Origin of the sequence: Vibrio sp. UCD-FRSSP16_30 (assembly GCF_001676025.1) — a bacterium.
In the GTDB taxonomy this organism is placed as follows: Bacteria; Pseudomonadota; Gammaproteobacteria; order Enterobacterales; family Vibrionaceae; genus Vibrio.
On record NZ_LZFW01000057.1, the window covers coordinates 34,084 to 48,478 of the forward strand.

General features: G+C 43.8%; 12 protein-coding genes. 3 read left to right on the forward strand and 9 right to left on the reverse strand.

Annotated features, from left to right (window positions below; translation table 11 throughout):
• Positions 1-7 precede the first annotated feature (7 nt).
• From fabD to yceD, 5 genes are all read right to left on the reverse strand, one after another.
• Positions 8-931: an ACP S-malonyltransferase gene (fabD, locus tag A9260_RS13635; protein ID WP_068699827.1), complete on the reverse strand. Its 924-nt coding sequence runs from the start codon at positions 929-931 to the stop codon at positions 8-10.
• Between the two features lie 78 nt (positions 932-1,009).
• A complete protein-coding gene (locus A9260_RS13640) occupies positions 1,010-1,960 on the reverse strand; it encodes a beta-ketoacyl-ACP synthase III (protein ID WP_068699828.1) in 951 nt (316 codons plus the stop codon).
• A 5-nt stretch (positions 1,961-1,965) separates the two neighbouring features.
• Positions 1,966-2,991 carry a phosphate acyltransferase PlsX gene (gene plsX / locus A9260_RS13645; RefSeq protein WP_068699831.1) on the reverse strand — a complete coding sequence of 342 codons (1,026 nt, stop codon included), beginning with the start codon at positions 2,989-2,991 and terminating at the stop codon, positions 1,966-1,968.
• A gap of 9 nt (positions 2,992-3,000) precedes the next feature.
• Positions 3,001-3,171 (reverse strand): 50S ribosomal protein L32, encoded by a 171-nt coding sequence (gene rpmF, locus A9260_RS13650; RefSeq protein WP_004737376.1) that lies wholly within the window; start codon positions 3,169-3,171, stop codon positions 3,001-3,003.
• Between the two features lie 5 nt (positions 3,172-3,176).
• The gene (yceD, locus tag A9260_RS13655) at positions 3,177-3,713 is read right to left on the reverse strand and encodes a 23S rRNA accumulation protein YceD (RefSeq protein ID WP_068699833.1); all 537 of its coding nucleotides are present in this window, start codon (positions 3,711-3,713) and stop codon (positions 3,177-3,179) included.
• Positions 3,714-3,830: 117 nt separating this feature from the next.
• Between yceD and A9260_RS13660 the strand changes: the two genes are divergently transcribed.
• A complete protein-coding gene (locus A9260_RS13660; protein WP_068699834.1) occupies positions 3,831-4,415 on the forward strand; it encodes a Maf family protein in 585 nt (194 codons plus the stop codon).
• On the opposite strand, the gene rluC is transcribed toward A9260_RS13660, so the two are convergent.
• Positions 4,408-5,352, reverse strand: coding sequence for a 23S rRNA pseudouridine(955/2504/2580) synthase RluC (gene rluC, locus A9260_RS13665; RefSeq protein ID WP_068699837.1), 945 nt, complete (start codon positions 5,350-5,352; stop codon positions 4,408-4,410). The genes A9260_RS13660 and rluC overlap by 8 nt on opposite strands.
• A gap of 599 nt (positions 5,353-5,951) precedes the next feature.
• On the opposite strand from rluC, the gene rne reads away from it, so the two are divergent.
• Positions 5,952-9,041 (forward strand): ribonuclease E, encoded by a 3,090-nt coding sequence (gene rne, locus A9260_RS13670; RefSeq protein ID WP_068699839.1) that lies wholly within the window; start codon positions 5,952-5,954, stop codon positions 9,039-9,041.
• A 260-nt stretch (positions 9,042-9,301) separates the two neighbouring features.
• A complete protein-coding gene (locus tag A9260_RS13675) occupies positions 9,302-10,861 on the forward strand; it encodes a SulP family inorganic anion transporter (protein ID WP_068699841.1) in 1,560 nt (519 codons plus the stop codon).
• Positions 10,862-10,944: 83 nt separating this feature from the next.
• On the opposite strand, the gene A9260_RS13680 is transcribed toward A9260_RS13675, so the two are convergent.
• The 3 genes from A9260_RS13680 to A9260_RS13690 all read right to left on the reverse strand — a co-directional run bounded on the left by A9260_RS13680 (position 10,945) and on the right by A9260_RS13690 (position 14,385).
• On the reverse strand, positions 10,945-12,411 hold the full coding sequence (locus tag A9260_RS13680) for an MATE family efflux transporter (protein ID WP_068699843.1): 1,467 nt from the start codon (positions 12,409-12,411) through the stop codon (positions 10,945-10,947).
• A gap of 23 nt (positions 12,412-12,434) precedes the next feature.
• Positions 12,435-13,031 carry a LysE/ArgO family amino acid transporter gene (locus tag A9260_RS13685; protein ID WP_068699845.1) on the reverse strand — a complete coding sequence of 199 codons (597 nt, stop codon included), beginning with the start codon at positions 13,029-13,031 and terminating at the stop codon, positions 12,435-12,437.
• Positions 13,032-13,398: 367 nt separating this feature from the next.
• Complete coding sequence (locus tag A9260_RS13690) at positions 13,399-14,385, reverse strand: GGGtGRT protein (protein ID WP_068699847.1); 987 nt, start codon at positions 14,383-14,385, stop codon at positions 13,399-13,401.
• Between the last annotated feature and the right edge of the window lie 10 nt (positions 14,386-14,395).

Below are 14,395 nucleotides of genomic sequence, written 5' to 3' on the forward strand. Positions count from 1 at the left end.
TAAGAATCTATTTTGCAGCTTCAAGTGATGCAGTGTCATTAACTGCAGCAGCTGTCATGCTTTTTACAATACGTTTTGTTAGACCGGTAAGGACTTTACCTGGGCCTAATTCTAAAAGTCTTTCAATGCCCTGCTCGTGCATGCTTTGTACACCTTCTGTCCAGCGTACTGGGCAATAGAGTTGACGTACTAGTGCATCTTTAATTTTTGCAGGGTCAGTTTCAGCAGCTACATCAACATTGTTAATTACTGGCAGTGAAGGTGCATTAAATTCAAGCTCTTTTAATGCTTCAGCTAAACGATCGGCTGCAGGCTTCATCAAAGCACAATGTGACGGTACAGAAACAGGCAGTGGTAATGCGCGCTTAGCGCCCGCTTCTTTACATAAAGCACCAGCACGTTCTACAGCCGCTTTGCTACCCGCAATCACAACTTGACCTGGAGAGTTGAAGTTGACTGGAGAAACGACTTCGCCTTGAGCGGCGTCTTCACAAGCTTTAGCAATCGCATCATCGGCAAGGCCAATGATTGCGTACATAGCTCCAGTGCCCGCAGGAACCGCTTCTTGCATTAGTTGACCGCGTAGCTCAACAAGTTTGATTGCTTGTTGAAAATCAATCACACCCGCACAGACAAGTGCTGAATATTCACCAAGGCTGTGACCGGCAACAAGCTCAGGCGCTGCTAGGCCTTGCTCGTTCCATACACGCCAAATCGCAACTGATGCTGCCAATAAAGCAGGTTGAGTACGATGAGTTTGGTTTAGATCTTCAACAGGCCCATCTTGAATAAGCGCCCAAAGATCATAGCCAAGCACTTCTGATGCTTGCGCAAATGTTTGCTTTACAACATCAAACTGCTCGCCAAGATCAGCTAACATACCAAGGCTTTGAGAGCCCTGACCTGGAAATACGATTGCAAATTTGCTCATAATTCGTCCTTTAAGCCTTGCTAAATATTGAAAAAGAAGTGCCAAAGCACTTCTTTAAATTAATCAGTTGCGTTTGAATCAGAATCTGACCAAAGCAGAACCCCAAGTGAAACCGCCACCAAAAGCTTCGAGTAACAGCAGTTGTCCACGTTGGATACGGCCATCTCTAACCGCTTCATCAAGTGCTGTAGGCACGGTAGCGGCTGATGTATTGCCATGACGGTCTAGGGTAACAACCACTTGATCCATCGACATAGCCAATTTCTTCGCAGTTGCTTTAATTATTCTTAGGTTCGCTTGATGTGGAACCAACCAATCTAAATCTGTTTTTTGTAGATTATTGGCTTTTAGTGTGTCGGTTACCAAACGAGAAAGTTGTGTTACCGCAACTTTAAATACTTCGTTGCCAGTCATGTGTAGCCACTTATCGACTTCACCACCACGAACGGGCATTTCTAGACTTAGTAACTCACCGTAACGACCATCTGCACCCAAATGAGTTGATAGAATGCCTTGCTCTTCGCTAGCACCAACAACCACAGCGCCTGCACCATCACCAAATAAGATAACCGTTGAGCGATCGATTTCATCAACAGACTTAGATAGAGCGTCTGCTCCAATAACTAAGATGTTTTTGCACATTCCTGAACGGATATGTTGATCCGCAATAGACAGTGCGTAAACAAAACCAGTACATGCCGCGGCAATATCAAAAGCAGCACAACCAGGAATATCAAGCATTCCTTGGATTTGACAAGCTGATGATGGGAATGCGTGTGTACTACTTGTTGTTGCTACGATGATTAAATCGATATCAGCTTTATCGATACCCGCCATTTCGATTGCGTTTTTTGCCGCAATGAGGCCCATATCGGCAACAGATTCATCCGGTGCTGAAATACGACGTTCTTTGATACCAGTACGAGCAACAATCCACTCATCATCGGTATCAACCATTTTTTCCAGATCTGCATTGCTGCGCACTTGGGAAGGCAGATAGCTGCCTGTGCCTAATATTTTGCTATACATGAAGACTAATTTTGCCTCTCGAGTAAAACGGTTTCCAAACGGTCACTTATACGACTGGGTACTTGACGTTTGACCTCGTGAACTGCCTCTATGATTGCATTGATGATAGCAGTTTTATCCGCACTTCCGTGACTTTTAATAACAATGCCGCGCAATCCTAGCAAACTTGCCCCGTTATACTGGTCGGGGTTCAGTTGTTTTAGCTCAGAAAACAGCTCAGAGAAGATTATTTTTGATACCCACGCTCTAAATTTAGACGCAAGCATATGATGTTTCAATCTATCGAGGAATAGGTTTGCTACTCCTTCAGACGCTTTTAAACACACATTACCGACAAACCCATCACAGACTACAACATCGACTTCATCTTGTAGCAGTTGGTGTGCTTCAATAAAGCCCACGTAATTAATGGATTGTATCTTCTGTAGCATTTCGGCGCAGTCTTTTACCAGATCGTTCCCTTTAACTTCTTCTTCACCGACATTGAGAATAGCCACTCTTGGCGTTCGTTGTAAGTGTTGCTCCGCCAATGCCGAACCCATAACAGCAAATTGAAACAAAGTGTTAGCATTGACCGAGACATTCGCCCCAAGATCCAATAACCATACCTTTTGTCCATTTCGAGTTGGTAACGCCGACACTAACGCTGGACGCTCAATACCGGGTAATAATTTAAGACGGTAACGGGATAAACCCATTAAAGCACCGGTATTTCCCCCACTGACACACGCTTGCGCAGTATGATCTTCCACAAGGTCAATAGCTTGACGCATAGAGGTTCCTACGCTTCGGCGCATTATAGAAGAGGGTTTATCGGTATCAGCAATGACCTTTTCGGTATGCTGGATATGAAGACGCTCATTGGGAGAAAAACCCAATGAAGAGAGGTGGGAAATGAGGACGGATTCGTCGCCCACTAAAATTATTTTCAGCTCTGGGAAAATAGACAATGCCTGCACGGCGGCAGGCACTGTAGCATGGGGACCGAAATCCCCACCCATTGCATCAAGTGCAACGGTAATCGTTTGCAAAAAGTAACCTTACTTATTGATTACTTTTTTGCCACGGTAGAAACCTTCAGCAGTCACGTTGTGACGTAGGTGAGTTTCACCTGAAGTTGCGTCTACAGATAGTGCAGCTGTAGTAAGCGCATCGTGTGAACGACGCATGCCACGCATTGAACGTGATTTTTTGCTCTTTTGTACGGCCATTGACCCTACTCCTTTGTCTTTGCTTTTAAGCTTTTTAAAACTTCGAACGGGTTTGGTTTATCTTCCTCAATTTCTTCAGGAATGTCACCAAAAACCAAGTTATGTGTATTTACGCTACATTCAGAAATATCGTGCATTGCTATTTGAGGCAATTTTAGAAGAAACTCGTCTTCAACTAACTGTATGAGATCGCATTCACCGTACTCGTTCAGATCTACCAAATCGTACTCTTCCGGGGCTTCCTCTTCGCTCTTTTCGCCCTTATTAGGGGTATAGACGAATTGGACTTCACAATAATGTGCGAAGTTCTCATTGCAGCGTTGACACTCTAAATCGACTTCGACGTTAGCTTTACCAGAGATAACGACCAATCGTTGTTCATCTAAATCAAATGACAATGTGACATCTGCGTTGCGTTTTACGCCTTCGACCGACTCGGCCAAGCGCTTGAGCAGACTGACTTGGATGATACCATCATAGTCTAGTCGTTTCTGGGCAGCTTTACTCGGGTCAACCGTTCGCGGTATTTTTACCTTTTGCATAGGGCGCGAATATTATCTCTCTAATTAAATTTAGTCAAAGGAAAACAGAAAAAACTTACTCAATTTTTGTACGTCGATTATTCTATATCATTCAATCCCAACTTGTAGCAGGAATTCATGAGCGAATATCACATTGTTTTAGCGTCGACGTCACCCTACCGAGCTGAAATTCTGCATAAATTATCTCTTTCATTTACTCAGGTTAGTCCAAATTTTGATGAAACGATTTTGGACAATGAAACTCCAGAGCAATTAGTCGCAAGACTGGCTGAAGGAAAAGCAAAAGCTTGCCCCCTACCCCAAGGTCAGCACCTAGTTATAGGTTCAGATCAGGTTTGTGTGGTCAACAATCAAATTGTCGGCAAACCACACAACCGAGAAGGGGCGATTCAACAATTAACCGCTCAAAGCGGTCAAACCATTACCTTCTATACCGGTCTTGCGCTTTACAACACCAAGCAACAACGCACCCAAGTGAGTATTGATACGTATAAAGTCCATTTTAAAACACTATCTGATTCTCAAATTCAAAACTATGTCGACAAAGAACAACCGTTCCACTGCGCGGGTAGTTTTAAAAGTGAAGGACTTGGTATTGCATTATTTCGTTCTCTAGAAGGAAAAGATCCCAATACTTTGATTGGGCTTCCCCTGATTGATCTTATCGAACTGTTAGAAAACGAAGGTGTCAGTGTTATTTAAGCCTTAGGCCTTCTATAGCACGAGTCAGTTTAGCTTCCATCGGCGCGGAAATATCCATCGCTTCTTCAGAGCCAGGATGCGTAAACTTAATATTAGCCGCATGTAGGAACAAACGATCAAGCCCTACTTTTGCGGTAAAGGCATCAAAACGACGATCACCATAACGGTCATCCCATGCAATAGGATGGCCGGTATATTGAACATGCACACGAATTTGATGAGTACGGCCCGTTATTGGACTTGCTTGAATCAAAGTCGCACTATTTAGCTTTTCAATAATTTTAAAGCGAGTCTCGGAAGCTTTACCATTAGGGTTCACTCGAACAATACTATTCACTTCATTTTTTAACAGTGGCGCAGTCACTTTACGAATGCTGCTTTTCCATTCGCCCATGACTAAAGCAAAATAATACTTTTGTACGGTCTTTTCACGAAACTGCGCTTGCAAGTGACGCAATGCTGAACGTTTTTTTGCCACAAGTAAAATGCCCGATGTATCTCGGTCAATGCGATGTACAAGCTCTAAGAACCTAGCATCAGGTCTTAATGCTCGCAGAGCCTCAATGGCACCAAACTTCAAACCACTGCCACCATGTACAGCCGTACCTGACGGCTTATTAAGAATCAAAAGATGATCATCTTCATACAAGATACAATGTTCAAGCTCTGACACTTTATTCAGTTTAGTACTTAACGCGGGCTTTTCTTCGGCTTCACTTAAAGTAACCGGCGGGATTCTCACAAGATCGCCGGCCTGTAATTTATACTCTGCCTTAATACGTTTTTTATTTACTCTTACCTCTCCCTTACGCACGATTCTATAGATCATACTTTTAGGGATGGCTTTTAATTGATTGCGCAGAAAATTATCGATGCGCTGTCCTGCCATGTCAGAATCAATCTCGACAAACTGGACTGGGGTTCTAATTTCACTCATTGGCGTAGTCTATCATCCAACGACCCTGTAAATATATATTTCTGCAATCATTGGACAAACAAAGTCAGCCATGCATCTTAGGACAAAAAATTTAAGAACCTGTGTACAACCTGACATATTATCGTTTTGTGACTTTAAACCAGATTAATTTAAATCCATAACTATCAGCCTATTAGTGACTATATTTTGGTTTTTTTTGCATTTTTTCTTATCCTTTCTACGTTTGTCGATTGCTGTGTATTAGTGACACTGTTATAGTTCGTCAATCAATATGCGCCTTTGGTTATTTTTTACACCTTTCTTAGGTGCAAATTGACATAAAAACCTAAGTCGACTGTTTATTTTCCGTGCTGCGTAAGGCATAAGACATTGAATTTAAGCAACTCTGCTCGCACGACTTTAACCTATCAATGCACAGTTCGACTGCACACCTTCGCAGATCATGTTTTTCTGAAGAGGAAAATGTGATGACTATGTGTCCCCGAGCATCCCTTCCAGCCGAGAGGCTGCAATGATCGACCATGGGATCAGGCACCATTGATAGGAATAACTGCGGCAATCACAAATAAAATAATCAAAGAAAACCGACGAGATTTCGAATGAAAAGAATGTTAATTAACGCAACTCAAAAAGAAGAGTTGCGTGTCGCCCTCGTTGATGGACAGAAACTGTTTGATTTAGATATCGAAAGTCCTGGCCATGAATCAAAGAAGGCGAATATCTACAAAGGACGTATCACTCGCATTGAGCCAAGCTTAGAAGCAGCATTTGTTGACTATGGCGCAGAACGACACGGATTCCTCCCACTTAAAGAAGTTGCACGCGACTACTTTCCCGCAGGTTATACTTACCAAGGCCGTCCAAGCATTAAAGAAGTGCTTAAAGAAGGTCAGGAAGTTATTGTTCAAGTAGAAAAAGAAGAACGTGGTAACAAGGGCGCAGCTCTTACTACTTTCATTTCTCTTGCAGGTAGCTACCTAGTATTGATGCCTAACAACCCTCGTGCTGGCGGTATTTCTCGCCGTATCGAAGGTGATGAGCGTACTCAACTTAAAGCTGCACTTAGCACATTAGAACTGCCACAAGGCATGGGTCTAATTGTTCGTACAGCCGGTGTTGGTAAAAGTGCCGAAGAGCTTGAGTGGGACTTAAACGTTCTACTTAATCACTGGAATGCGGTAAAAGAAGCGGCTGATGCAAGCCAAGCACCTTTCCTAATTCACCAAGAAAGTAATGTTATTGTTCGTGCTATTCGTGACTATTTACGTCGCGATATCGGCGAAATTTTAATTGATAGCAATACGATCTTTGAACGTGCTCAAGCACACATCCAGCTAGTACGCCCTGACTTTGTTAGCCGTGTTAAAAAATACGACGGTGAAGTTCCGCTATTTAGCCATTACCAAATTGAAAGCCAAATTGACTCTGCGTTCCAACGCGAAGTTCGTTTGCCTTCAGGTGGTTCAATTGTTATTGACCCAACCGAAGCATTAACGTCTATCGATATCAACTCTGCTCGCGCAACAAAGGGTAGTGATATTGAAGAAACCGCACTCAACACAAACTTAGAAGCGGCAGATGAAATTGCTCGTCAATTACGCCTGCGTGACCTAGGTGGTCTTGTCGTTATCGATTTCATCGATATGACACCAGTGCGTCACCAACGTGAAGTAGAAAACCGCATCCGTGAAGCCGCTCGTTTAGATCGCGCTCGTGTTCAAATCGGTCGTATCTCTCGCTTTGGTCTTCTAGAAATGTCTCGCCAACGTTTGAGCCCGTCTCTAGCAGAAGCAAGTCACCATATTTGTCCTCGCTGTAGCGGTACTGGTGTAGTACGTGATAATGAATCACTTGCTCTATCTGTACTGCGTCTCATTGAAGAAGAAGCATTAAAAGACAACACAGCGCAAGTACTTGCGGTTGTGCCTGTGCCTATCGCCTCTTACCTACTCAATGAAAAACGCCGTAGCGTGAACCACATTGAGCGTGGCCAAGACGTTAAAATCTTGATCGTGCCTAACTCTGACATGGAAACGCCTCACTACGAGATTGTTCGTGTTCGTGAAGGTGAAGAGCAAAGCCTACTTTCTTATCTACTGCCTAAAAAGCTAGATGCAATGAAAGAAGCGGAAGCTCGTGAACCTGTTGAAACTGAAGTTGCACCAAAACGCATTGAAGAGCCAGCACTACAAGGTTTTGCTTCTCCAGCACAATCTGCAGCGCCAACGCCTAAACCTGCGCCAGTAGTTAAAGCTGATGTGCCAGCAGCACCAAAAACACCGGGTCTATTCTCACGCATCTTCGCCGCTATTGGTAAATTCTTTAGCTCAGAAGAAGTGAAAGAAGAAAAACCTGTTGTTGAAGAAGTGAAGCCGAAACAACAACGTCGTGATGGCAATGACAATCGTCGTCGCAATAACCGAGACAACCGTCGTCGTAATAATCGTCCTAACCGTAATAATACGGATCGCGATGAAAACGCAACGGAAGCACCTCGTTCACCAGCCGCTCAACAGGATGCGCCTCGTAAAGAGAATAAACGCAAACCTCGTAAAGAGAGAAAGGCACCAACTAAAGTTGAAGAACAAGGTAAAGAGATCGCTCAACAAGCTCAACAAGAGCCTGAAGTTAAGAGTGATAGCGAAACCAAAACAAGTCAGGTTAAACAACGCCGTCAACGTCGTCAGATGAAGAAACAAGTGCGTGTTAAAGATCAACAAGCTGAAGCAAACCCACAAGCGGTAAACGTTGAAGCTCCTGTTGCTGCACCAGTAGTTGAGACTGAGAAGCCAGCTAAGAAACAACAACCGAAAGGTAAAGTTTCTACTGACGATAATACTCAAGTTGATAACGCTCAAGCTGACAATTCTGAGAAAAACGAAGCGCCGCAACAACGTCGCAATCGTCGTTCTCCTCGTCATCTACGTGCCAGTGGTCAACGTCGCCGTCGCGGTCGTGATCGCAGACCTAACCCATTCCGCCTACGTAAAGGTGGTGTTGCCTCTCCTGAGATGGCGATGGGTAAAGTTATGCCTAAATACGACTTACCTAAGCCTAAGAAGAAAGCACCTGTTGTAGATAACACTCCAACACAGATTACTGGTGGTGTTGCCTTCCCTGAAATGTCTATGGGTAAAGTCATCGTAATGAAAGCTGTAGCACCAACTAAAGTTGAGCAAACAGTGAACGTTACTACGCACGTTGAGCCTGTTGTTGAAACTATCGTTGAGCAAGTTGTTGAGACAGTAAAAGTTGCAGCGCCTGTAGCTGAGCAAGCACCAGTTGTCGAAGTTTCTACTCCTGAAGTAGCCCCTACAGTTGAAGTATTAGAAACTGAAGCGGTTGCCGTGGTAGAAACACCAGCGACTGAGCCTGCTGTTGAAACAATTGCAGAAACAGTGACTGAGAACGTTATTGTTGAAGCAGCGGTTGAACCTGTTGTTGAGCCAACTGTTGAGCCAACTGTTAAGCCAGCGGTTGCTCTAGTGCAGCAAGCTGCGCCAAAAGCAACTATGACTTGTAAAGGTCACGCTCATTCAGGAATGACGAGTGCGCCAGGTCCTCAGCAAGTACGAGAAATTGCGGTAACAGCAGCCAGCTTCCGTAGCGAACGCTTCGAAGGCAAAGCAGGTGGTAGCCAAGCGGCAACCAGCAAAGCAACTGCTGTAACGACTAAGCCAAACTTTTAATAGAACTTAATCGTTTACTAAGAGCCAACCACTCGGTTGGCTCTTTTTTTTATGTCATTTTTCTATTTATGTAATTTGGATATAAGATACTCAACTTGTATCTTATCAATTAATTGAACTTGCATTGTATTTCCGCTAGGATTCGCCCATTATTCGATGAAATGTTACTAAGCATTTCATAACTACCTCAATTTCAGACAATTTATAAACAAGGATTGTTAGTGAAATTGAATTTAACCAAGAAGACGAAATAAACTCTTATGTTTGAATCTCCACAGTTTTCAGCGCAAAGCGTCAAGAATGATGTTTTGTCTGGTCTAACCGTTGCACTAGCATTAGTACCCGAAGCCGTAGCCTTTGCTTTTGTTGCTGGGGTTGATCCAATGGTTGGCCTTTACGCCGCCTTTATTGTTGGCTTAATTACGTCTATTTTCGGTGGTCGTCCAGGTATGATATCTGGCGCAACTGGCGCGATGGCAGTTGTAATGGTTAGCCTAGTAGCCGTTCACGGTGTTCAATACCTGTTTGCAACCATTATGCTAACAGGCTGCCTACAAGTACTCGCCGGCGTCTTTAAGCTGGGTAAGTTTATTCGTATCGTGCCTCATCCGGTGATGATCGGTTTTGTTAATGGCTTAGCCATTGTTATATTCCTAGCACAGCTTGGACAATTTAAAGCACCAGATATTACTGGCGTAATGACTTGGCTACCAAGTGATCAAATGGCGGTAATGCTTGGCTTAATCGCCTTAACCATGGGCATAATCTACTTTTTACCTAAACTCACAACCGCGATTCCATCATCATTAGTTGCGATTGTTTCTGTGACATTAATTGTGCACTTCCTAGGTTTAGATACCCGCACCGTGGTGGATTTCCTACGCTCAATGTCTGGAGATGAAAGCGCGACTTTAGCAGGGTCACTGCCAACTTTCGCTATTCCGCAGGTTCCATTTACTCTTGAAACGCTCAAAATCATTTTGCCGTATGCGGTTATTCTAGCGGCTATCGGTTTGATTGAATCGTTACTAACGCTGACTGTACTTGACGAAATGACCAATACTCGCGGTAAGAGTAACCGTGAATGTGTGGGTCAAGGCATTGCTAACCTAAGCTGTTCGGTATTTGGCGCGATGGGTGGTTGTGCGATGATTGGTCAATCTATGATCAACATAAACTCCGGCGGTCGTGGTCGCCTGTCTGGCATCGTTGCGGCTATCGCGTTACTGGTGTTTATTTTGTTTGCTTCTAGCCTAATTGAGATGATCCCACTGGCTGCGCTGGTTGGCGTGATGTTCATGGTGGTGATTGGTACGTTTGAATGGGCTACCTTTAAACTGGCGCGTCGCGTACCAAAACAAGATTTCTTTGTCATCATCTTGGTTACCGTCGTCACGGTGTTAACCGATCTTGCCGTAGCCGTTGCCGTCGGTGTAATTGCCTCTGCACTCATGTTTGCTTGGCAACACGCAAAACACATTTATGCAAGCAGCCAAGTCAATGAAGAAGGTTCTAAGGTTTACCAAATTCATGGCCCAGTATTCTTTGGTAGCGCGGCTAACTTCCTTGAATTGTTTGATGCACACAATGATCCTGATGATGTCATCGTTGATTTTGCCGACTCTCGCGTCACAGACCATTCAGCTATAGAAGCCATTGAAACATTAGCTGAGCGATATAATGCAGTTGGTAAAACATTGCATCTGCGCCACCTTAGCCAAGATTGCCGAGCACTACTGCATAAAGCAGGCAGCTTAGTGGAAATCAACGTTAAGGAAGATCCAAGTTACAAGGTTGCCACTGACGTCTTAGCAGGGTAATCACTCAACAATAAAAACGCCTATGGGTTAAATCTCATAGGCGTTTTTTTATGATCTAAAAAAGATGAATCAAAAAAATGGGTTTAAACTTTCTCAGTCATCAGTTCATCACTTTTCACAAGCTCTTCCATCGCTACCGCGTCATGAGTACAAAACGGCTGCATGTTGACACAATGCACTCCTTCATCAACCTCTGCTTCTATTTCTTCATCTATCAGCGCTTCTTTATCTAACTGGTAAACGTGATAACGCAAAGCGCACAATGCAATCAAACCAAAAACAATATTACCTAGCGCTTGCCCATACAACACACCCAGCGCGCCAAACCATGCAGAACCAATATACACAAATGGGATTGTGCCAACGGTAGCCTTTCCGACATTTAATGCAGTGGAATACAGCGGCTTGCCTAGGTTATTAAATGAGGTATTGGCAACAAATTGCATGCCATTAAATAGAAACGTTATCGCCACAAAAGTGCAGAAAGTACGAACTAATAGGTCGGCATCACCGGTTAGATTAAATCCGCTCACGATATAAGATTGTAAGAAATACAGAATCAAACTCACCACGACGCAGTAAACACTCACTATCAGTAAAGAGTTCCATAAGGTTTCCTTGACCCTATCTACGCGTTCTGCGCCATAGTTCTGGCCTATTATCGGCCCTACTGCGCCAGATAAAGCAAAGATCGCAGCAAAAACAACTGGGGTCAGACGACCAACTACGGCAAACCCCGCAACAAAATCCTCACCAAACTGAGCAATGGCACTAGTGACAAAGGCATTACCCACTGGGGTGGATATATTGGTACAAATAGCAGGAAAGGCGATGGCAAATATGACTCGTTGACCGATAAGCCACTGCCGAAAATGAAACCGTCCAACAAGATTGTGCTGACGAATTAAAGGGGTAAGTGAAAAGGCTAAAACAGTGAATCGGGATATTACCGAGGCGATAGCCGCACCTTCAACATTCCACATCAAAACAAAAATAAAGATGGGGTCTAAGATGGCATTTACTACTCCACCCCATATTGTGGCCATCATAGAGCGTTTCGCATCACCGGCTGCACGCAATGCCGCGCCTGCCGCCATCGCCAGTGCGACAATAGGCGTACTTGGCAGCAAGATATACATATAATCTTTAGCGTGCTCAAAAGCGGCGCCTTTAGCGCCTATCAACTGCAATAACTCTGGAATGTAATAGGTCATTATTCCAGTGATCACGGCATTGACTAAAAATGCACTCACCAGAATATTGATCACCAGACGCCTAGCGCTTGGCACTCTTTTCGCGCCCAACTCTTTGGAAACCAGTGCTCCCATCGCGATTGAAGTACCAATTGAAATTGACGTTGAAAAGAAGATCAACGTCCCAGCAAACCCTACCGCCGCGGCCAGTTCAACCTGCCCTAACATACTAATGAACATCATATCGAGTAAGTCGACAATAAATAGCGACATTAGACCGATAGAGCCGGCACCCGACATGGTGAGTATGTGTTTCATTGTCGAACCTTCGACAAATTTAGCTTCCTGCTGCGCCACTGCTATTCCTTTTTTGAACCCTATTACAATAGTAGCTTAGAAGCGAGAATCAGCATCACGACTCCCACCAGTCCCTCCAGTATTTTCCAAGTCTGCGCCTTTTTAAAATAAGGGGTTAATAATCTGGCTCCATAACCCAAACTAAAAAAGAACACCCACGAGGCGCACACTGCGCCCAAGCCAAATATATAATGCTCCGAACCATACTGCGTAGAGACTGAGCCTAACAGCACTAAAGTATCAAGGTAGACATGAGGATTAAGCCAAGTAAACGCCAGACACACTGCAACAGTTTTGCTTAAAGAAGAAGGAGACTTAGCCGTAGGATCAAGGGTATGTTTATTCTTAAACGCTGACCATAAACTGCTTAAACCATACACGATTAAAAATACAGCGCCGGCATATCGTGCAATATCCTCTACCTGAGGATGGGCTTTAACCACCACAGAAAATCCCGCAACCCCTGCGCTAATGAGTATGGCATCAGACAATGCACACACTAAGCACACCCAAAAAACATGCTGACGAAGTAAACCTTGCCTAATCACAAACGCATTTTGCGCGCCAATCGCCAAAATCAAAGATAACCCAATAGAAAATCCAGCAATGAACGCTGACATAACATGACCTAAAAAAGGAATCATTCTGCGGTTGCAGAATATAAAAATAGTAATGAATATTAGTCTTTAGAAAAGAAAAAGAGCAAACCCACATAATGAGTTTGCTCTCTATGCTCACAAGAAAAAAGCAATGAGCGGTATTACTTTTACCCTGAAACTACCCTAACCCTCCAATCTTTGAGGATGGTTGGTAATCAAAGGCAGTTTAATAAATATTAATCTAGTGATAGAAAGCCATTTATATATTGAGCATGATACCAATCTGATCAGGAACATCTCAAATTGGTATAAACCGGAAATCAGCTGTACATTCTGGCTAGGCCACAACATAAATAAGAGGTATTTCAGCTAATCTCCAGAATACTTTTTATTGCGCTCTTTTTGCTTTAAGCGCTTCATCTACCGCTACAGCAAGTGCTACAGATGCACCTACCATTGGGTTGTTACCCATGCCGATGAAGCCCATCATTGCAACGTGAGCGGGTACTGAAGAACTACCAGCAAACTGAGCATCAGCGTGCATGCGACCCATAGTATCAGTCATACCGTAAGAAGCAGGACCTGCTGCTACGTTATCTGGGTGTAGAGTACGACCTGTACCACCACCAGATGCTACTGAGAAGTATGGTTTGTTTTCACGGTTACACTCAGATTTGTAGATACCTGCAACTGGGTGTTGGAAACGAGTTGGGTTAGTTGAGTTACCCGTAATACTTACGTCGACACCAGCGCTACGCATAATCGCAACACCTTCACGTACATCATCGGCACCGTAACAGCAGATTTCGCCGCGAGGACCTTGTGAGAAACGACGACGTTCAACTTCTTTAAGCTCACCTGTATCGTAATCAAATTGAGTTCTTACATAAGTAAAACCATTGATACGAGAGATAAGGTAAGCCGCATCTTTACCAAGACCGTTAAGAATAACTCTTAGTGGAACAGTACGTGCTTTGTTTACGTTAAGTGCAATTTTGATTGCGCCTTCTGCTGCTGCAAAAGATTCGTGACCAGCTAGGAATGCAAAACATGTGCTTTTTTCGTCAAGAAGACGAGCGGCAAGTGCACCGTGACCGATACCCACTTGGCGTTGGTCTGCAACACTACCAGGCTTACAAGATACTTGTAGACCTTTACCAATTGCTGTAGCCGCTTCGATAGACGTTTTGCTATCTGTGAATAGAGCGTAAGCAGTACCAACTGTGTACGCTTCTACTGCGCTTTCAAAAGCAATAGGTTGAGTTTCCATTACTTGTTCACGAGTATCGATACCAAATTCTTTACAATAAGCGAAAGCTTCTTCTAAAGAGTTTAAATTCATTTCTGTTAATAGAACTTGAGTTGCGTTGTTCATGATTCAGTCC